Source organism: Serratia sp. Res13-Sevr-LER1-36-b, assembly GCF_015673035.1.
In the GTDB taxonomy this organism is placed as follows: Bacteria; Pseudomonadota; Gammaproteobacteria; order Enterobacterales; family Enterobacteriaceae; genus Chania; species Chania fonticola_C.
In genome coordinates this window covers 412,477-433,354 of the sequence record NZ_JADACK010000020.1, presented here as the reverse complement: position 1 = coordinate 433,354, position 20,878 = coordinate 412,477, and the positions used below count along the sequence as shown (strand labels likewise).

Below are 20,878 nucleotides of genomic sequence, written 5' to 3'. Positions count from 1 at the left end.
ATCTGTCGATGTATCATGTTCACAAGAAACAAACCTAACCGTGTCGATAGACGACAGTTCCCTACCTCTGCGAGGGGGAAAAGGACAAATCGCGTCCACCTTGTATGTTGGCGCGAATGGCCATAGTTCTGTACGCGTGAAAGCAAATCCGAACGCTGCGGTACCTCTGATCAGCGACATCAATACAACAGCCGCAATCCCGGATGTGTATCAGGGATCGAAAGTATTAATCATCTCCTGGGACTGATACCCTGGAGGATTCTGTTAAAAAAGGTGGCACCGTACCGTCGGCAGTATCTGCGGCGGCGTCGACGGAAAGGACACAGATTTTTAACTTATCTGTGTATCTAGCGCGGGGATTCAGTATAAATCCCGGCCAGCCCCTACTTGGTAGGATTTGTGTGCACCTGGTGTAAACCAAGGGGCGGAAAACGACACCCACAGTAGCTGCGCCGCCCGGCCGCAGCTGCATTCTCATGGTAAACGCGATTGCATAGACAGTCATCCGATTATAGACGTACGTGTGGCCGTGGGGCCTGCCGTGTGAAACCCTGTGCTTTCGTACCAACGCCCTTATCTGTTATATTCGGTCACGTGTGAATTATTCTAAGCTGTCGGGGGCGAGCAGTTAATGGACAACGAAGAACATATTAGTAACATTATCAAAACGCACCTCGAAGCGACATTAAACGATCTCGGGGAATTCATCTGGGCGTATGTGGTGTTATCGAAAAAAGATATGTCCTGTATCTTTGGGGTAACCAACTATCCGGGGGAATGGGTAGAACATTATAAAGCCAATGGTTTACAGTATACCGATCCGGTGGTGATCACCGCGCTAAACCGGTTAACGCCTTTTTCCTGGGATGAAAATCTGATGACGGGCGGAGGTTTTCATTTTTCCGAACTCTTCGAGCGGGCCAGGAAATTTGGGCTGAATAACGGCTATACGTTTGTATTGCATGATTATAATAATAACCTGGTCACCTTATCTTTTATTCTTGCTCCTGAAACCAGAGCGGAATTAACCCAAACGCTGATCAAGAATAAAGGTGATATTTCTGTTTTACTGGCGTCAGTGCATGAGATCTACCTAACCCTGAATTCGCTGTCGGAAAAAAACGCCTCTCGCTCGGAAAAAAGTGCCCAATTTACCGAACGGGAAAACGAAATCCTCTACTGGGCCAGCGTGGGCAAAACCTATCAGGAGACGGGGATGATCCTCGGGATCACTACGCGTACGGTCAAGTTTCATATGTCCAACATCGTCAAAAAGCTGGGAGTCGCAAATGCCCGGCATGCAATACGTCTAGGTGTGGAACTTCAACTGATTAAACCGGTTAGTTGATTACAAAGAAGGCTCAGCCGCCAGCGGCCAGTCGTTCAACCTGGTTTCGTCCGCTGCGCTGTGCTTGCTGAATATCTTGGCTTTTAGCTTCCTCTGGCTCTCAGAATCGACATGGCCGAGCAACAGATAGACCGGCTCATCTTTCTCGGAAACACCGGTTTCCAACACGGTGACATTCCAACCCGAGGTTCTGATGATGTGCATCATCGCATGGCTGGCAACGGCAAGAATGCCATCATAATGATGTTGTTGCGCATAGTTAATCAGTGAGAGAAACAAAGCCATAGTGACGGGAAACTTACGGCCTAACAGCGAATGGGTTCTTTCTTTATCCACGAAGAAACGCGTGGATTCAATGTAGTTGCCTTCTGGAATGTTGACATTGTTAAAGAATGAGGAAAATGTACTGTTCAACATATTATTGTATTTCATATCTATCATCCTGGTTCCACATATAATCATGCCGTTCTCCACGCCAAAAATATAGTTGGTCTTGTCATTGTCAAACTGATCGACCTCCTTGCCATCCGAACAGTCGACTGCCCATTGCAGTCTGTCTTTAAAGGTATTTTTTCTTAACATAAAGAGATCTTCAGATTTCTCATTGCTCATTGAAGCATAGTTAACGCTGTAAATATTAAACATAATGTCACCTGTGAATGAATATATAGAGATAAGTTCATCCGGTAACATCAGTGAAGTTTCATTAAGAGCATGCCGGTACAGAGGAATGATAATGCTTTTTAATAGATTTACGTAACCTTATTATAGGAATTAACTGGTTTTTAGCCGGTGCTGGGAAAGGTGTTTTAGGCGGCACTCCGGGCTTAAAAGTGATATGTTTCTTAGCGCATGCGAAGCGGAGGGATCTGCAAGCACCGGCAACTTTTACCCATTTTTTACATCTTTATACAGATAACAGACAACTCGCTGGCCGAGACGGGCAAGAATGGATGTGATTCTTTTGACAAGGAGCTTCCCCATGGATCTGAAATGTATTTTTGCGTTATTCACCCTGTCTGTGCTGCCTTGGAGTGCTAGCGCAGCCCCGGCGGCCCCCAAGGTCGTCGTCAAGTCTGAAGTTGCCTCGCCCGTGGTGTTGGAAAATACCCAGGATAAAAACTACCTGAAAATCTCGTTGGTGGGCTATCCGCTGCCGCAGGAAAAACGCAGCCCGATCAATCTGGCGTTGGTCATCGACCGCTCCACCTCAATGAGTGGCGATCGCATCGAAAACGCCAGAAAGGCGGCGATCGCCGCTGTTAACATGCTTAACGGTAATGACACGCTTTCGGTCGTTGCCTATGACTCCGGGGTTGAGGTGGTGATCCCGGCGACCAAGGTCAAAGATACCAAAGAACTGATTAATAAAATTAACAAAAGTATTGAACCGCGTGGGATGACGGCGCTGTTTGCCGGGGTGAGCAAGGGCATCGATCAGGTGAGCAAGCATCTGGATAAAGAGCAGGTTAATCGCATTGTTCTGCTTTCCGACGGGCAGGCCAACGTGGGGCCAACCTCCAACAGTGAACTGGCCGAGCTGGCCAAATTGGCGGCCAAGAAAGGTATCGCCATTACCACCATTGGCATTGGTGATGGTTACAACGAAGATCTGATGACCACCATTGCTGGCTATAGCGATGGAAACCATGCCTTTGTTGAGCAATCCAGCGATTTGGAAAAGACCTTCGCCCACGAGTTTAACGACGCCATGTCCGTGGTGGCACAGGATGTGGTGGTGGTGATCAAAACCGCCGATAAGGTTACGCCGGTTCGCCTGCTGGGGCGTGATGGCAGCATCAGCGGCAATACGGTCACCGTAAAACTGAACCAGCTGTATTCCAATCAGGAAAAATATGTTCTGCTGGAAGTGATCCCGGCCAAGGGCAGCAACGCCCAGAGCAAACCGCTGGCCGATGTTAACGTGCGTTACGCCAACCTGAGTACCAAGCAGGTCGATACCTTCAATGAAAAGGTGGTGGTACGTTATAGCCAGTCCGCTAAGGACGTGAGCGCCGCGCAGGTTGATGAGGTGTTGGTGGATTCGGCCATTCAGAAAGCAGCGATTGAAAATGAGCGCGCGGTAGAGCTGATGGATGCAGGCAAAATGGAAGAGGCCAAGCAGGTGTTTAGCGCTAACGCGGCAGCCTTGGAAAGCCTACCCGTCAGTGCCGCGCCAGCCAGACAAAAAGCCGAAGCCAGCGCGCAGAAGAACAAAGACCTGATGGGTAAAATGGAGAGCGACAGCAAGGAATCGACCCGTAAGGCAGTGAAAGAACAGAACTACAACATCAAAACCCAGAAGAACCAGTAGCAGGGAGCCAAATGAGCCAGCGTACTTCCAGAAGTTTAACGGTTTTTATCATCATCACCGTGGCGGTCTTCAGCCTGATCGCCTATCTGGGAGTGCGCACCCTTGAGCACGAAGTGTTGTTACGCCATTACCAATCCCAGACCATGGCACAAACGCGCGCCGTTCAGGCCAGCGACAGCGTCATGGATATTCTGCGGCAGAAAGCGACGCGGCTGGACGCGATCACCGACTACATTCAACCCAACGAACAGGCGCTCAAGGAGCTGGTCGAGAAAGATCACGACATTGATGGCGTGTTTGTCCTGCAGAAAAATCGGTTGTTATATCCCAACGAAAACGGCCCGCTGAGCCAAAAAGAACTCGCCTGGGTTCAGGCCATCACGCCGCTGGTGAACGATCCTTCCTTGCTTTACGGCCACAGCGTAAAAAGCGAAATGGCTGTCCCACAATCCGGCTGGTATATCACCGGCGAGGTGCAGGAGCCGTTGCTGATTTACTGGCGCACTATCGGCAGCGATACCATCGGATATCGGGTTCCTTATATCAAGCTGTTGTCGGACGTGATTAATACGGTCAACGTCGATTTTGGTAGCGACACGCTGGTGCTGGTAGAGAACGGACGCCTGCTGTACCAAAGCAACCCATACGTCACCCTGGGAAACCTTCAACCCCTAGCCGAGCAAAGCCTGCCTTATCCACTTACTGGCTGGCAGGTGAGTTATTACGGCAAAGCGGTCAGCACTACGGCGGTCTATCTGTGGGGCGGGGCGTTTATTCTGCTAATGTTGGCCATCATGGGTTTGATCATTTTCCGTCTCTACCGGGAATACACCCAGACGGCACGGCTGGCGCGCCAGCAGGTGGGTTTTGTCAGCCAGGTGTCCCACGAGCTGAAAACGCCGCTGACCAATATCACGCTGTATGCCGAGTTGCTGAAAGAGGAGCTGGACGAACAGCACGATGAAGGGTTGCGCTATCTGGACGTGATTATCGGCGAGAGCCAGCGCTTATCGCGCCTGATCCAGAACATTTTGAGTTTTACCCGTGAGCCGAAGCTGCACATTCAGCCCATTGATCTCAACCCGCTGCTGACGAAGATTGCGCAGACTTTCATGCCGTCATATCAGGCCAAGGGGATGGCGATCTCACTCTCGTTAGGCGAAAGCGTGGTGGTGCAGAGTGATATCGATCGCCTGACGCAGATAATCAATAACCTGCTGAGCAACGCAGAGAAGTACGCCACTACCGGTAAACAGGTCGATATGCTGGTGGCGTGCAGTGCAGATTATGTCGATATTCACGTGCGGGATTATGGTGCCGGTATCGCCGAGAAAGAGCTCAGGATGATTTTCCTGCCCTTCTACCGGGTGAAGTCAGGCATTACCGAGGGCGTTTCGGGCACCGGCATTGGCCTGACGATTGCCCAGCAGCTGGCACACAGTCTGGGCGGGGAGATCCTGGTTGCACCGCAGTCGCCTGGGGTGCGCTTCACCTTGCGGCTGGCGCGCGCAATACCATCGAATAACTAACGACAACAAACGGGCTACTGCACCTGATTCCGGCACCGTACCCGCTCCCTCTCCCTGTGGGAGAGGGTTGGGGTGAGGGGAAAACACACCACCGCAGGCGATAATCGAACATCACCGCTAATAGCATCAACCACAGGGAGTCATGATGAAAATACTGGTCGTTGAAGACGATACGAACATTCGCCAGGGATTGGTAGAAGCACTCTCCCGCGAGGGTTACAGCCTGATCGCTGCAGAGAATGGCAAAGTGGCGCTGGAGATGTATCAGCAGGAAAAACCGGATTTTATCATCCTCGATATCATGATGCCGGAGCTGGATGGTTACGCGGTATGCCGAGAGATCCGCAAACAGGATGAGCAGATCCCGATTATCTTTTTGTCCGCCAAGGATGAAGAGATCGACCGGGTGGTCGGGTTGGAACTGGGAGCAGATGATTACATCAGCAAGCCGTTTGGCATTCACGAGATCCGTGCCAGGATCAAAACTATCGCCAGGCGTTGCCTGCGCAGCAAAACCGCGCAGCCAGATGCCAGTTTTTGCTTTGGTGATTTAACCGTGTACCCCAATGAGCTGTGCGCTCTGCGCCAAGCGGCGCGGCTGGAGCTTTCACTGCGCGAGGTGAAAATCCTGGAGTGTCTCTATCAGCACAAGAATAAGGTCGTCACGCGCGAGATGCTGTTCGATGCTGCCTGGGGTTATGACTTTCTGCCTAACAGCCGCACGTTGGACCAGCATATCTCCAAGCTACGCAAGACCATTGAGCTTGATGCGAATAGTCCGGTGTTGATCCGCACCGTGCATGGGATGGGGTATCGGTATTTGGGGTGAAAGCTGCGTGGGTATTCTCTCATCCCTTAAATGCCTGCCCCCGGTGCCACTCCACAAACCTATCCAAAGGATAATGTTCGGCACTCTTGGGAAGCCAAATCGCCTTGCCGGCAAAATCCCAGAACAGCCGCTTGACCATCTGGCTGCCGTTCACGTCTGCTGAAACCAGTAGTTTCATGCTCGCAAAACGAAAGGGATTCAACAGCTTCTAGGCAAGCATCAGCCGTTCAGCCTCCACCTTACTGACTTTCTTACAGGGGCAGCGGAAGTCTTTATTTCAACGCGTGATCGGTTTGACAAGCTGCCATTCGGCCCTCAGCCTGATGGCATGTCTGGCATTGGTCACCCCCATCTTTTTCACAATATTGCCGATATGGAATTTTATCGTACGGATCTTCACGTCTAAAATAATGGCAATTTCCTGGTAGGTTTTACCCATGCTGGCCCAATAGAGCACTTCGTTCTCCCGCGTTGTCAGGGGATCTTTTTCTACGCTGGAGTTATCGCGATTATTTCGTGAGGTTTCCCGGTGCCGGGTGGTGATCCTTTCGTGGACGTTAGCCAGCAGCATCTGCAAACGGGCTTTGTTAGGGTGTATTTGGCCCTCTATATCGATGGCTTTGTTATCATTAATCGTTAGCGTCAGCATCGCCAAATTATGATCGTGGTCATGCAATACAAAGGTATAGCCAGTGGTAATATTATAGTTCTTTGCATGGCTGAATATATCTGAGGGCTTTAGACTTGGATTTATTGGCGTGCTTTCATCCCAGGGAAATGGCGAGACTCTTTGCAGGGCGCAGAGCACCACGGGATCGATGCATTGGTAGTTCCTTTCTTTATAGATATCAATCCATTGGCTTGGGTAGCTGGAGGTTATCACTGTCTCCATAAGGTCTTTCTTGTTAAGTATCATATAGGCGTATTTGAAATCGCCAAATTCCGCTATTTCTTTATCCAGATGGTTTTTAAATGCATTTTTTTCATCGTGGCTAGCAGAAAATAATGTAGACATCAAATTACCTCAGCCTGAAATAATAACGCTACTAACATAACTTGTGGGACAATAGTCTAGCCTAACCGTTATTGAACACCAGATAATATACTGGCTTGCCGGCGATTTTCGACAAAATAGTAAAAAAAAACCTGACCTCGTTGGGTCAGGTTGCCACATTGGCCAACACCAGGGAAATTTTTACTGCCATTATCTTAAAGCCATTTTCTTGGTTGAGGCAAGCGCTCTATGCTGGATTTTGGCTATCTATCACCATTATCCGGTCTAGGATTAGTATTGCCTTACGTTGATCATTGCAGCGGCATGGTATCTGCATTGATATTCTTGCTGCTAACTCTTGGCATTATCTGAGGGGATACTCAGAGTTGCGTTGGTAACTTACCACCATTTGATCATTATTTGATCAGTCTTGGGCCTGCTTTTATAACGAAAAACGCTTGTAAGACCTCAATATAATCATATTGAGTCCGCATTATTGCCGTTTACAGCCTGCTATAAGACGCTAATCGAGCTGTTGATATCATTGGGTGGAACAGATTCTTCATGCAGGACTTCTCTGGATACATTCTGTATCTACAAAAGCAGGTGGGGCTGGCTCGTGCCGAAGGGGAGCTGTGCTATGCGGCCAGCCGTTGATTTTTCCTTGTTCCCGAGTGGAGGAGGCCTCAGGCATCTCTTGTCGGGTGAGATCATTGTGTTGCTCAATAGATTGTTGTCACGGTAATCCGAAGCTTGATCTTCACCGATAGCTAAAAATTGAGGTCTCAGCAGTGGGCTGGAGGCCTTGAAACCGCTCTCAGACGGGTTCTCATGAGATAAAACGGATTTTTTTCAAAGAAAAAGTGATGAGAATCACAAATAAACACCCTTAAATCGCTCATTAAATGGTCATTCCGTTGCCATTATGTTGCATTGTCGTGTCTGGTAAACGGGAGAGGGTGAGACTATTCTGATTCATGAGCTAAGCAACACGTTATAGCGCTCCTTTTATGGAAATGTTCTTGATCATCCTTGCGTATTATTTGTCCGTTAATACCCTTTATCTACTGCTGTGTCAGCATTTTTTAAGAAAAAGCTTATTTGTGATGCGTGGATTATTGAAGAATATTCTTAGTCCGTTGAGAGCTTCCTAATTAACGTTTTAAACTAAAATATATACTGTTAATCCTAGGAATCTTCAGAATGAATAATAACAACTTGATAGGTATTATCGATGAATATGGTCATTCGCGATCGTTTTAACCGATTTTGAATAATTGTTTTTAGCCATTAATATTGTTTTGGAAATTAAGAAATAACTTAGTTTCAGTAAATGGTATTCTGCTCATCCAACGGCGTAATGGAGTTGGTAAATGATGAAGAAAGGAAGGGAGTCTTATGCTAAAGATATTAGATTGTGGGTATCCACCACAGAGCGGTGCTCGCTCCAAAAGACCTTTAACCTGGCCAGATACCAATAAGTATTTCCGTGAAGGTATCGTAGGCTACTGTGACTCAGTTAATACTTCCCCAGAGCAGCTAAAAGTCGTATTTATTGACTTTCAATTGGCTAACCTGCGCCTTTTTCTGGAGCAGGACTGGCTAATGTATTCTGCTTGTAATCGCATTGTGCTGGTCACCGATAGTTACCTGTTACCCTTGGCAAATTACTATAAGAGCATGTTTCGGCAGGTTGATTCTGTGATCCAGAGAACGGGGGCATCCAGTGACATTTTTGCTAAAATCGATCATGTTATTGCCGGAGAGCGGGTTTCTTCAACATCGCAAGTCAGGCTGTCTTCGCGTGAGATATGTTTATTACGCACTCTGATCCATGGTGTCACCGTGGGCGATCTCGCCAACAGGTTGCGTCTTAGTCCTAAAACAGTTTATGCCCTGCGCCATAATATTTTGGGCAAAATGGGGTTGACTAAAATGAATGATATCTTCACTCGTGCCTATCACTCTGTTAGATAAACTATAACTACCTATTGTCATAGGGTTATCTAAAGGAAATAAAATATGCGGTGATTGTATATCGCAGGATTTTCATTATTTAATTGCCGTAGGACCTTTTCGAAAATGTTGGTTTTCGAATGCGCCCTTGTGTCGCATTTATTGTGCCACGCCAGTAAATATTGGCGGGAAATTAATTGATATAAATAAAGGAAGAAATTTTATGAAGAAGTTAGCTCTGGCTTTGATTGCAGCTTCAGCGTTGGGAACAATTAATCTGGCTAATGCGGACACTCGTACTGCGAACGCGACAGCGTCTTGGGATGCAAAAGCTATTAAAGATACCAGCAGTATGCTGGTTGTTACCCCGATAAAGTCACTGACCTTTAATTACGCAGAAGGTCTGGAGCGTTTTAACTCTCAAGACGGCGCGTTCGATATCACCATCGCTGGCCAGTCTGGCGCGAGTGATTTCAAACTGACCTCTAAAATCATCTCCAACACCCTGAGCCGCGCAAGCGATGACTCTGCACTGACCGTTGGCGTTAAGTGGAACGGCAAAGCACTGTCTGAAAGCAGCGAGATGGTGATGATCGATACTTCTGCAGGTATCAGCGCAGGTCTGTCTGCACTGGCCGTACCAGGCGCTTATGCTGGTGCTAACCGTACCAGCACTCAGGGCGTGTTCGCCTTTGAGATCGCTAAAGCAACCGTTGCCGGTACTGACACTGCATTCAAAGACCTGACCGACGGTTACTGGGATGGCAACGTAAACGTTGAATTCACAGCGACCTGGGACGGTACTTTCTCCACCCTGTAAGCGATTTTGTTGTCTTAACGTAGTCAGGATCGGGGTGAATAGCCCCGGTCCTTATGGAACGCATGATGAACAGATGGTTTCCTACGCTGATGTGCTCAGCACTATTTTATTGTACTCACGCCGGTGCAATTAACGTTGGCGAGATTACATCAATCATTTCCCCTGGCCAGAGCGTTATCGCCAAGGAGGTGATTAATACTGTGGATGATGCCCGTCTGGTCAGCCTGAGGGTCGAGCGTATTTCCTCCCCGATGGAAGGTGGCAAAGTGATCCCAATGGAGAGCAAGCAGGAAATAATGGCCACGCCATCCAACCTGATTTTGCCAGGCAAAGGTAAAGATGTTTTCCGCGTTTTCTATTCCGGGCCGAAGGACGATAAGGAGCGTTATTACCGTTTAATCTGGAATGATAATCCGGTTACCGAAGAGGGGCTGTCAAAGACCAAAAAAGCCGCTTCGGCAACCACCTCGGCAACCATAAGTACCATTATGGTCGTCACACCACGGAGGGACAAGTTCGATTATCAGTACCGAGATGGTGTTGCGTATAACACCGGTAACAGCTCTTTCCGCGTGGTGGCATTTGGCCCCTGTAAGCAGGCACAAACCAGTGAAGAGAAAACGAAAGGATGCCGTGAGCGTTATTACGTCATGCCAGGACTCGGCGTGCATTTGAAATTTGTTGATATCAATAATCAAAAACTCAGCGTTGGCATTTGGCACAACGAAGATTATATCAACGTGAAATAGCCTCTTTACCCATTGCCTGCATCGTACGTGTTTTCCAGGTGTGGAGTAGGGAAGCTATTTGGGGAAGCAAATGGGTAATAATTTCATCTTAAGGACAAGAACCAAGGCCGTAGCGCTATGTATCGCTGCGGCTCTGATGTCTATGCAGGCTAACGCCAGAAACCTACAGGATGTTCGTTTAGGAAATTATCTTATCCCGGGGGTATTTGGTCAGGCGCTGACCGAAGGTATGACCATTCCTGTACTGCTACGTTACAAAGGCGGCGATCAACAAGAAAAACAAAAGGTAGCGGATGCGCTGGTGGTGCTGGAAAAAGGCCGCCTGATGATAAGAGATATTACGCTGGCGGAAGAGTCTGAAGGGGCAACCTTGGCGGAGACGACCCAGACATTGATCCGCGGTCTGAAAGATCGTTTCTTTGATCAAAATACCCATATTGCCGTTTCGTCCGATGCCGATCTGAACCTGAATATCCGTTCATTTGTACTGACGCTGGACGTGAGTGAAAAAAGCTTGGGGACTTCCATTATCCCACGAACGAGTTTGCTGGGGATCTCTTCGGTGCCGCATTTCAGTTCGGTGCTGAATTACGATCTCGGTGTTTACCGCTCGCAGTTAAAAAAGGGTGAGAACACCTCGAATAACTATTTGACCCTGGATAATACCTTTGGCTTCGCGGAGCATCATTTCAATGTGAACGGCTCGTTTTACGGTATTGGGGAGTCTCAACAGGATTCTCAGCTTTACCGTGCCATGTATGAACGGGATATGAGCGGGCGCCGTCTGGCATTTGGCTTGGTTGACACCTGGAACCTGCAATCGTTGGGGAGCCTGTCGGCACTTAACTCCAGCAAGGTGTATGGCGTCACTTATGGCAATAAGTCCGCTACCAAGATCCAGAATACCCAATATTCGCTAACGCCAATTACCGTATTCTTACCTAGCGCGGGTGAAGTCCATATCTACCGGCAGGGGCGTCTGTTGAACATCCAGAACTTCCCGATGGGCAGCTTTGAGGTCGATACCAGCCGCCTGCCGTATGGGATTTATGACGTTGATGTCGAAGTGGTGATCGACGGCAAAACCCAGTCGCGTATGCGCCAGACAATCAACAAAGCCTTTTCTGGCAATAATGGCGTGGCGCAAGAACTGAACTGGCAGCTATATGGCGGATATGTTAATTACGACAACCGCAATAACCGCACCAACGACAGCACCACCAACGAAACCTATCTGGCTGGGGCGTCGGCGGCGATGTCGATCCCGGAAATTCTCAAGATCGCCTCGGTTCCGGCGATATTTGGCCTGGCAGTGCAAACCTCGACCTATACCTTCGACAAGAAGGTGGTGAATGAAACCTCGGTTAACCTCAACGTGAACCAGTTCGCGAGCTTGGGCTGGCAGGGGTTGCTGTCACAGGGCGGGCGTTACCGCAATATTTTAAGCGCCAGCCTGATGCTACCGAAAGGCTTCGGCAGCGTGTGGGCCAACCGGGAAAAGAGCCATATCGGTAAGGGGTTGCCGGTCTATGAGTCGGACAGCTATTCCTATGGCGGCACCCTTAGCCTGAGCCGGTTCTTTGAACGTGGTGGTCAGCTTACGCTGAGCCGCACGGTAGATAAGCGCGATCGCAGCACCTCTAACAACCTGGAATACTCCACGGCGCTGTTCTCCGGGCGTTATGGCACGGTCAACCTACGCGCCGGTATCCAGCGTTATCGCTATGATTACCAGTCCAACAGCACCAACCAGCGCTATATCTCGCTGGACTTCTCGTTGCCGCTGGCCGCCTGGTTAAGCACCGGTGTGTCTTCCAACAATGGCAACGTGCGGGCCAATCTGGCTGCCAACAAGAGCTTCGATGACTCGGCGTTTACCTCTGCCGGTTTCAACCTGGCCAAGCTGGTCAAGGATAAGCACAACGGTGACAGCGCTTATTCGGCCTCTGGCTATGCCGCCTTCGATACCAAATACAGTGTGGGCACGTTGTCGCTCTCACGGCCGGACAACAATCGCCTCAATGGCAACCTGACTGCGCGCGGTGCGGTGGCCTACAGCGATAAGAACTTCGCCGCCAGCGGTATTCAGGAGAAGTCCGGGGTGTTGGTAAAAACCGGCTTCATCGACGATGCGGTGCTGTCGGCTCAGATCGATGGCCGCAGCTATCCGCTGAGCGGTGCGAATAACTTTATCCCGTTGCCGCCGTACTCAAGCTACAAGGTTGAACTGATGAACGACAAAAACTCGATGGACAGCTTTGACATCGTCAAGGGGCGCACCCGCAACGTCACGCTGTATCCGGGCAACGTCGCCGTTTATGAGCCGGAAGTGAAACAGTTAGTGACGGTGTTCGGCCGGATGACCATGGAGAATGGCCGGGCGATCGCCAATGCCGCTGTGCGTAACCACATCGGTAAAACCATTACGGATGCGACGGGCGCCTTCCAGATGGACGTTGATAAACGCTACCCGAGCGTGTCATTGACCATGCCAGATCATGGCATTTGCGAGGTCGATCTGGATTTGGCCAAGGCCAAGGGCGTGAAGTGGGTCGGCGATGTGGTGTGCAACGTGCAGACCATTCTGGCACAACGATGAGGAAAGGGTTTGACATGAAACGGCGTAATATTTGCCAGTTGGCTGGGGTGCTGATGTTGGTTTCCTTCTCTAGCCAGGCGGCCAACGTGAGCAACAGTTATTTCTTTATCGAAAATCAGGTGGATGGAGAATACTTCATCACGCCACAGAGCACCGATCCCCGTTTCAGCGGGGCCAACGCGTTTACCAAATATGCGTCAGGCGACCAACGCAGTTTGGGCTATATGGGCTATACCGGGCTGATCCAGACCAATTCGTTCGCCGATATCTGGCTGGAGGATTCTCCCATCGCTCGGCCATTTATCGGTAACCGCTGTATGAATAATGGTAGCGGTTGCCCCTCGAACGGTTATCTGCCGGGCTATATTGGCGATAATGGCGTTTATCACGTGGCGGTTAACACCAGCAGCGGTGAAGCGCGTTATGGGCGTGGTATTTTCTCTGATTCGGCTTATGAGTATTTTAAAAATGTGTCGGTTGGCTCGACGGAAGTTTATAAATACCGTTTCTGCTCTACCCGCACGGACTACAACCCTGCAGCAGGGCAAAGCTGCGTTAGCGTAGGTGGTTCGCAGACCAGCCATGAGTTCACCATCACCAAAGCGGGTAATTTGCGGTTGGAATCTACCAACGCACTGCAGGAAATTTTTATCGACAGCAATGGCAATCCGGTGATGGGAACGGGTTCTCAGTTCTGCTCTGTGGGCTACATTGGTTCACTGAGTGGCGCGATCTGTAAGCTGGTGTCTTATCAGATGCAGGGGAGCACCCTTTCGCCGATGCGCATGAACATGAAGCTCAACACTGCTGCGCTCGGGTTTACGCCTGCCGCAAATACCATTCGCCTGAGTGCCGATGGTGCCAGTGGTTGGGTGAACTACAGCGCCACCACCAACGCGGCGAATTTGATCAAAGCCGGTAACGGCGGTATTTATGTCTTTTTATCGCAGACCTTCCTGAAGAACCTGATCGATCGGGGGGTGGATCTGAGCCACAGCCAGGATTTCTTCACTTTCCTGTTCACCAGTACGGTGGCGCCGCAGTCCGGATATTACGAATTTTCGCCTTCAAACACTATCTTGCTGGTTCCGCGCGATTATGGCATTAGCATTATCTCCAAAGACCAGGTGCTTAATCCCAAGCGTGAAGGCAAAGTCGGCAGCACAGAACCGCCGATCGTGTTCGACTATATTGTGACTACCTCTGGCCCAAGGCAGGCTGATAGCATTACTGCGCAGGTTTACGGTCCGGCAGGGCAGGTCAATGGGCGCCCGTACTGCGTCTTTTCCTCTACCGACGGTAAGCTTAGGGTACCGTTCTCGGCCTATCTGGCTTATACCGATAACGTCGGGCAAGTGGTCCGCACGCGTGCCAGCTGTGATGATGTTCCTATCAGCCTGAATGCGGCGCGTTGGGTAAGAACCGCCTGGCCGGTTCCCTCACAAAACGACGGCAGCTTTTATCGCACCGAGTTGTCTCTAAGCTTCCCGATGAATGAGGGCAATTCGATGTGGACCCTGGATGGGCGGGATTGGATGGGGATTGTCAGCGCCACCGGTGAGGTAAGGGTCAGGGCGGTCTGGACCGGCCCTGATATCCATTAGGATTGAAAATGACGATAAGACTAGGGTGGTGGCTAGCGGGGCTGATGCTGGCGTTCCCGGCGCAGGCGGTTTATCTCTCTTCCGGCGTATTCACTCTGGAGAGCGATCGCACCTTCTTCTCGCGCCAGTTTGTTAACAACACCAAAGAGACCAATCTGTATGTGATCGGTGCCTATCGGATTGCCAAACCGGGGGTTGACGAACAGCCTCAGCCGCTAGAACAGGGCGAACTGCTCTATACCCCACTGCGCAAAATACTGGAGCCGGGGGCGTGGGAATATTTCAAGATTTTCTATCGCGGCCCGGCGGACGAGCGCGAGCGCTATTATCGCATAGTGATCCAAGAGATCCCGGCCAACTTGATGGAGATGCAGGGGGAAGACAAGACACCGCTGGTATCCCCGACCATGTCGCTAGATACCATCATGGTAGTTCGCCCGCGCAAGATGCGTTTCACTTATCACTATGATCCGCAGGCCGGGGTGTTGAAAAACACCGGCAATACCTATTTCCGGGTGATGATCCATCAAGGCTGCGACGGGCAGGATGACACCGCCAAGGTGTTCAATCTGTTGCCGGGGGAAAGCTACAGAGGTGCCGATCTGCGTGGGCAGAATCGCAAGTTTATTGTTGGCTTTAACAAGTACCTACGGCTGGGGGAGCAGTGCTTCGAACAGGGGCAGGGATAGTACCCCCACCCCAGTTCACCACCAAAGCTAGACTTCCTTGCGGCCCAAATAGCGCTCTTTCATCAAAGAAACGCCAATCGCAATATCCAGCACCGGGGAAGGCGGCAGGTAATTTGCCTTACCGAGTTCCTGCATCGCGCCAATCAGCGGATGGTCGATCCCCAGCGCATAGTCCGCCAATAACGTCCCGGCAATGGTTTGCTTGGACACGCCTGCGCCGTTACAACCTCCGGCGGTATAAATACCTTTCTTCAACTCGCCCCAAACCGGCGCGCCATTGCGGGTGACGCTGATGGTGCCAGACCAGGTACTTGTCAGCGGCACATCCCTCAGCTGCGGGTAAATCTTGTTGAAAATCTGCTGATGTAACAGGGTTGCCTGATAGGTCTGCGCAGCGGTGATCCGGCCGTTCAAGGCTGGCGTCACATGTTGGCGGATCAGGAAACGGTGATCCTGGGTATAGCGTACCGTTGCCCCGGCGATCGCGTTGACCGGCGTTAGCCCCCAACTGCTCATGGTTGGCAGCTTTTGGCGTTGCTCTGCGGTTAATGGCGCGGTGATGCTGGCGAAGGTAGCCATGGCCGCCTGCTGGCTGGTGACCGGAGCCAGCTCCCTGGAGAGGGCGTTGGTGGCTAACATCACGTTGGCCGTTCTAATCGTGCCAAAGGGGGTGACCACCTGCGTCACGCTACCGTGCCGGATTGCCATCACCGGAGTGTGGTTATACATCGTTACGTTGTCCGGCAGATTATTTGCCAGGCCAACGATCAGGCTGGCAGGATTAACCAGGATCGAGCTTGGGGTATAGATGCCCTTATTATAAAAACGAGTGCCCAATTTTCGATACAGCGCTTCCTTATCCATTATTTGATAAGGCTCGTTCATGGCATCGAGATTATCGGTGTACTCTTTGAGCACCCGCTGATTAGCGGCATCAACCTGGCAGTGATATTTTCCGGCATTCTCCCATTCGCATTCGATCCCCTGTTGCTCAATTTGCTGGGTTAATTGATTGATCCCTTCTTGTAATAAAGAACGATACGACTGGGCTTTTTTCAACTCCGCCGTCGAGCTGCCAATATTATGAGGTAAGCCGATAATAAACCCTGAATTTCTGGCCGAAGAACTTTCCGCCGCACAGGCCGCATCAACGATGATGATTTTCAGTTTGGGATCGTGGTTAGCCAGCCTTCTGGCGAAGGAAATCCCGGCGAAACCGCAGCCTACCACGACCCAGTCGGCCTCGGTATCGCCGATCAGCGTTGGGTAAACGGTGGGGCGCAGATCGGGTTTTAACCAACCATTTTGGTTTTGATTTAACGGTACCGATGCATATTTCAAACTCAAGGTCCTTTTCAAAATGTTTGCCACTCAAGGTCACTAAATAGGGTTATAAAACATTTCGCTAGCCTGAACCAGCAGATTCAGCCGTTGGTCATTTACCCCCTTTTATTGACGGTAAGTTATTTATAAGCAACCGTTAAGCATTGAGGCGCCTCATTGGATTGCCGCAGTTTGCCAATTGGCCGGGGAGTACAATCTGGGCGAGCCTCTATGACAGAAATTAAGGTCACTCAGCAGATTTATTTCTGATTTTTTCCTTTATTCCCCTGCCATAGCTGTTTAGTATCGGAATTGGTGAGAATGACCCATTTTCTGAGGTTTTGTTCTGAAAATCGGCTATCCCTTCCCGAAATTGCAGAGTTGTTAACTACATTATCATTGTAACTTAGTGGATTTAACTATCCTAAACGGATTTCTAAAAAATATAAGAACGGAAATATTCTATGTCACAGATGTTAGCGCTTTTGATTGTAATGGTGATTTTATACCTGGGAGATGCGGTATCCGTGCGTACTAAAGCCTGGATCCCTTCTGTATTTGTCTGTGCGGTGTTGTTCCTGTTCGGCTACTGGACGTTTTTCCCGAAGGATATCGTCAGCCTGGCCGGTATCACACCGGCGGTAGCGGTGATGCTGATGTATCTGCTGATCACCAACATGGGGACGCTGCTCTCGGTACCTGAGCTGATGCGGCAATGGAAAACCATTGTGATCTCGCTATCGGGGATCGCTGGCATTATCGCCGCTGTGTTTGCGGCCTGTATGCTGATGTTTGATATGAATACTGCCATCGTGACCATTCCACCATTGGTTGGCGGCATCGTTTCGGCGTTGATCATGTCGAAGGGGGCAGCCAGTGCGGGCCTGGTCGATCTCTCGGTATTCGCTATCCTGATCTACGTAATGCAAGGGTTTGCCGGTTATCCGTTAACTGCCATCATGCTGCAACGGGAAGGTAAACGCGTGCTGCAAAAATATCGCAATGGCGAATGGCACGAGTCTGCCACGCAATTGCCTGCCGATAAAATGCCAACCACGGTCAGCGCGGAAGAAAAAATGCCGCGTATGTTTGGCCTGATCCCGGCCCATTACAACACCAGCTACTTCAAGTTTCTGCGCCTGGCGCTGGTAGGCTATCTGGCTTATCTGGTATCGGACCTGCTGGCCCCGGTGGTCACCATCAGCCCGTTTGTGCTGTGTTTGCTGTTTGGCGTAGTGGCCGCCACGATCGGCTTCCTGGAAAAACAGCCGATGCAGAAGGCCAACGGCTTCGGATTTGCGGTGATGGGGCTGATGCTGTTTATCTTTGACACCCTGAACAGAGCAACCCCGGAAATGCTGCTGCGGCTGGTATTCCCGATGCTGGTGCTGATCGGCGTGGCGGTAGTGGGGATGTTTATCGTCTCGTGGATGGTGGGGAAATTCCTTGGCGTCAGCATGGAGATGGCCTTCGCGATCTCCCTGACGGCGATGTATGGCTTCCCGGCGGATTACATCATCACTAACGAAGCGATAACGGCGCTGACCAAAGACGAAAAAGAGCGTGAGATCCTGACGCACCATATGTTGGCACCGATGCTGGTCGGCGGATTTATTTCCGTGACCATGGTTTCCGTGGTGCTGGCGGGCGTTATGGTCGGTTACATCACCCCAATCGCAGGATAAGTCATGAGCTATGCAAATCAGCTGCGTATTCAGCAGCACCTGGAACAACTGGCCGAGTTCACCGCTACGCCGGGCGAAGGCACGACGCGTATGAGTTACAGCCCACAAGGCCAACAGGCGCGGGCTTATATCAAGGCGCAGATGGAGGCGGCGGGCCTCAGCGTACGTGAGGACGCCATCGGCAATATCTTCGGCAAGAGTCAGGCGCAGGACCCGGCATTGCCGAGCGTGATGATCGGCTCCCACTTTGACTCGGTGCCTAACGGTGGTGCTTTCGATGGCCCTGCCGGAGTGGTGATGGGGTTGGAAGTGGCCAAGCTGTTCCAGGAGCATCGATTATTGCCGCGTTACCCGCTAGAAGTGGTGGCGCTGGTGGAAGAGGAAGGGGCCAGCTTTGGTCGTGGCCTGCTGGCTTCCTGTGCGATTGCAGGTAAGGTGGATGCTGCAGAGTTGCACCGCCTGCGGGATAGCCAGGGGCAATCGGCAGCACAGTGTATGGCCCAGGTGGGGTTTGATGCCGATCGGGTGGCCAGCGTGGTGCGGGAGCCGCAAACCCTCAAGGCGTTTATCGAGCTGCATATTGAGCAAGGGCCGGTGCTGGAACAGGAAGGGTTAGACGTTGGCCTGGTAGACGTGATCGTCGGTATCACTCAGTTGGTTGTCACCATCACCGGTAAGGCCGGGCATGCGGGCACCACGCCGATGGATCGCCGCCACGATGCGCTGGTGGCCGCCAGCCAGGTGATCGCCCGCGTTGGCGATTTTGCCCGTGAGGCCGGTGATGAAACGGTCGCCACTACGGGGAAAATTCAGGTGTTCCCTAATGGAGCGAACGTGATACCGAGCAAGGTGATTTTCACCGTCGACATCCGTTCTAAGCGGCTGGATAAGCTGCAACAGGTGGTCGAGCAGACCAAAGCCTGTATCCAGCAGCAGGCCGGGGCGGGGATCGCCTGCCAGATTGAACAACCGTTGCTGGTAGAGCCTACGCGTCTGCACAGCGGTATCCACAGCCAGCTACAAAAACACAGCGAAGCGCTGGGCCTGAGCCACCGGACCATGGTCAGCGGAGCCGGGCATGATGCAATGATTTTTGCCGGGATCACCGACGTGGGGCTGGTGTTCGTGCCCAGCAAGGACGGCCTGAGCCATCACCCCGATGAGTGGACCGACTATGAGCAAATTCAGAAAGGCATCGACGTTATTTTTCAGACAGTAAAAGAGATCACAGAGGCCAGCAGTTATGACTAATCAAGCTATCGCGCAATCTATAAAAGCCCACGCGGAGGCGATGATTGCGTTCCGTCGCGATCTGCATGCTCACCCTGAACTGCCTTGGGAGGAGGTGCGCACCACTCAGAAGGTGGCGCAAGCGCTGGAGGAGATCGGTATTCCTTATCGCCTGACGACGCCAACGGGCGTGATCGCCGAGATTACGGGTGGGCAGCCAGGCAAGACTGTGGCCTTACGCGCCGATATGGATGCGTTGCCGGTGCAGGAACTCAACGACTCATTAAGTTATAAATCGCAGACCGACGGCAAGATGCACGCCTGTGGCCACGATGCCCACACCGCCATGCTGCTGACGGCGGCGAAAGCCCTGTATGAAAACCGTGAGAGCCTGCGTGGCAACGTGCGGCTGATTTTCCAACCTGCCGAAGAGATTGCTCAAGGCGCGCGTGAAATGGTGAAGCAGGGTGCAATCGAGGGCGTGGATAACGCGTTTGGCATGCATATCTGGACCACCAGCCCGTCGGGCAAGGTGTCATGTAATGTCGGCTCCACTTTTGCGTCTGCGGATTTGCTGAAGGTGAAGTTCAAAGGGCGCGGCGGCCACGGCTCAATGCCAGAGGCCTGTGTGGATGCTGCGGTTGTCGCTTCTGCCTTCGTGATGAACGTGCAGGCGATCGTTTCCCGTGAAACCTCTCCGTTAGAGTCAGCGGTAGTGACCATTGGCAAAATGGAAGTCGGCACCCGGTTTAACGTGATTGCTGAAAATGCGGTACTGGACGGCACGGTGCGCTGCTTTAACGTCGAGGCACGTGAGCGTATCAAGGCGGCGATTGAGCGTTACGCCGAGCATACCGCGGCCATTTATGGCGCGACCGCACAGGTGGAATACACCTACGGCACTTTGCCGGTGATCAACGAGGAGCGCAGCGCGTTGCTGGCACAATCGGTGGTGCGTTCAGCCTTCGGCGACGAGGTGCTGTTTGCCGAAAAACCGACGACCGGCGGTGAGGACTTCAGCTTCTTTATCGAAAATATCCCCGGCTGCTTTGCCCTGTTGGGCTGTGGCAACCCGGAGAAAGGCACCGATTGGGCGCACCATCACGGCTGCTTCAATATCGATGAAGACGTGATGGCGACCGGCGCGGAGCTGTATGCGCAGTATGCCTGGAGTTACTTGCAGCAGGATGCGTTTTAAGCCCGATAGCT

At 51.3% G+C, this 20,878-nt stretch carries 16 protein-coding genes and 1 pseudogene; 13 read left to right on the top strand and 4 right to left on the bottom strand.

From position 1 onward, the window contains the following. Positions 1-631: 631 nt before the first annotated feature. Positions 632-1,348, top strand: a complete 717-nt coding sequence (locus tag IMQ33_RS16105) for a LuxR family transcriptional regulator (protein WP_196062178.1) — start codon at positions 632-634, stop codon at positions 1,346-1,348. Here IMQ33_RS16105 and IMQ33_RS16100 read toward each other — a convergent pair whose 3' ends face one another. Beyond that, positions 1,349-1,993 carry an acyl-homoserine-lactone synthase gene (locus IMQ33_RS16100; RefSeq protein WP_074028406.1) on the bottom strand — a complete coding sequence of 215 codons (645 nt, stop codon included), beginning with the start codon at positions 1,991-1,993 and terminating at the stop codon, positions 1,349-1,351. Positions 1,994-2,330: 337 nt separating this feature from the next. On the opposite strand from IMQ33_RS16100, the gene IMQ33_RS16095 reads away from it, so the two are divergent. The 3 genes from IMQ33_RS16095 (at position 2,331) to IMQ33_RS16085 (ending at position 6,020) form a co-directional block, all read left to right on the top strand. Continuing rightward, positions 2,331-3,662 carry a VWA domain-containing protein gene (locus tag IMQ33_RS16095; RefSeq protein WP_098928907.1) on the top strand — a complete coding sequence of 444 codons (1,332 nt, stop codon included), beginning with the start codon at positions 2,331-2,333 and terminating at the stop codon, positions 3,660-3,662. An 11-nt stretch (positions 3,663-3,673) separates the two neighbouring features. Then, positions 3,674-5,191 carry a cell wall metabolism sensor histidine kinase WalK gene (locus tag IMQ33_RS16090; protein WP_196062179.1) on the top strand — a complete coding sequence of 506 codons (1,518 nt, stop codon included), beginning with the start codon at positions 3,674-3,676 and terminating at the stop codon, positions 5,189-5,191. Positions 5,192-5,336: 145 nt separating this feature from the next. Continuing rightward, positions 5,337-6,020: a response regulator transcription factor gene (locus IMQ33_RS16085; protein WP_098928903.1), complete on the top strand. Its 684-nt coding sequence runs from the start codon at positions 5,337-5,339 to the stop codon at positions 6,018-6,020. Between the two features lie 19 nt (positions 6,021-6,039). Here IMQ33_RS16085 and IMQ33_RS26415 read toward each other — a convergent pair. Beyond that, positions 6,040-6,198 (bottom strand): annotated as a pseudogene (locus tag IMQ33_RS26415) (restriction endonuclease); the annotation flags it as partial. A 99-nt stretch (positions 6,199-6,297) separates the two neighbouring features. Further along, on the bottom strand, positions 6,298-7,035 hold the full coding sequence (locus IMQ33_RS16080) for a LuxR family transcriptional regulator (RefSeq protein WP_196062180.1): 738 nt from the start codon (positions 7,033-7,035) through the stop codon (positions 6,298-6,300). 1,377 nt (positions 7,036-8,412) lie between these two features. Here IMQ33_RS16080 and IMQ33_RS16075 point away from each other — a divergent pair. The 6 genes from IMQ33_RS16075 to IMQ33_RS16050 all read left to right on the top strand — a co-directional run bounded on the left by IMQ33_RS16075 (position 8,413) and on the right by IMQ33_RS16050 (position 15,431). After that, a complete protein-coding gene (locus IMQ33_RS16075; protein WP_196062181.1) occupies positions 8,413-8,991 on the top strand; it encodes a LuxR C-terminal-related transcriptional regulator in 579 nt (192 codons plus the stop codon). Positions 8,992-9,193: 202 nt separating this feature from the next. After that, positions 9,194-9,790 (top strand): common pilus major fimbrillin subunit EcpA, encoded by a 597-nt coding sequence (locus tag IMQ33_RS16070; protein ID WP_024530872.1) that lies wholly within the window; start codon positions 9,194-9,196, stop codon positions 9,788-9,790. A 65-nt stretch (positions 9,791-9,855) separates the two neighbouring features. Next, positions 9,856-10,539: a hypothetical protein gene (locus IMQ33_RS16065; RefSeq protein ID WP_065683682.1), complete on the top strand. Its 684-nt coding sequence runs from the start codon at positions 9,856-9,858 to the stop codon at positions 10,537-10,539. Positions 10,540-10,609: 70 nt separating this feature from the next. Beyond that, entirely contained in the window at positions 10,610-13,138 is a 2,529-nt protein-coding gene (locus IMQ33_RS16060) for a CS1-pili formation C-terminal domain-containing protein (protein WP_065683681.1), read from the top strand. 14 nt (positions 13,139-13,152) lie between these two features. Continuing rightward, positions 13,153-14,742, top strand: a complete 1,590-nt coding sequence (locus IMQ33_RS16055) for a fimbrial protein (RefSeq protein ID WP_186581037.1) — start codon at positions 13,153-13,155, stop codon at positions 14,740-14,742. 8 nt (positions 14,743-14,750) lie between these two features. Next, the gene (locus IMQ33_RS16050) at positions 14,751-15,431 is read left to right on the top strand and encodes a hypothetical protein (RefSeq protein WP_196062182.1); all 681 of its coding nucleotides are present in this window, start codon (positions 14,751-14,753) and stop codon (positions 15,429-15,431) included. 27 nt (positions 15,432-15,458) lie between these two features. Here IMQ33_RS16050 and IMQ33_RS16045 read toward each other — a convergent pair whose 3' ends face one another. Continuing rightward, on the bottom strand, positions 15,459-16,772 hold the full coding sequence (locus IMQ33_RS16045) for an FAD-binding oxidoreductase (RefSeq protein WP_065683678.1): 1,314 nt from the start codon (positions 16,770-16,772) through the stop codon (positions 15,459-15,461). 446 nt (positions 16,773-17,218) lie between these two features. On the opposite strand from IMQ33_RS16045, the gene IMQ33_RS16040 reads away from it, so the two are divergent. From IMQ33_RS16040 to IMQ33_RS16030, 3 genes are read left to right on the top strand one after another with little or no spacing between them, the layout of a single operon-like run. Then, positions 17,219-18,439, top strand: a complete 1,221-nt coding sequence (locus tag IMQ33_RS16040; RefSeq protein ID WP_196062183.1) for a hypothetical protein — start codon at positions 17,219-17,221, stop codon at positions 18,437-18,439. 3 nt (positions 18,440-18,442) lie between these two features. Beyond that, on the top strand, positions 18,443-19,690 hold the full coding sequence (locus IMQ33_RS16035; protein WP_024530865.1) for a Zn-dependent hydrolase: 1,248 nt from the start codon (positions 18,443-18,445) through the stop codon (positions 19,688-19,690). Beyond that, positions 19,683-20,867, top strand: coding sequence for a M20 family metallopeptidase (locus IMQ33_RS16030; protein WP_196062184.1), 1,185 nt, complete (start codon positions 19,683-19,685; stop codon positions 20,865-20,867). The genes IMQ33_RS16035 and IMQ33_RS16030 overlap by 8 nt, the downstream gene beginning before the upstream one ends. Positions 20,868-20,878: the final 11 nt, after the last annotated feature.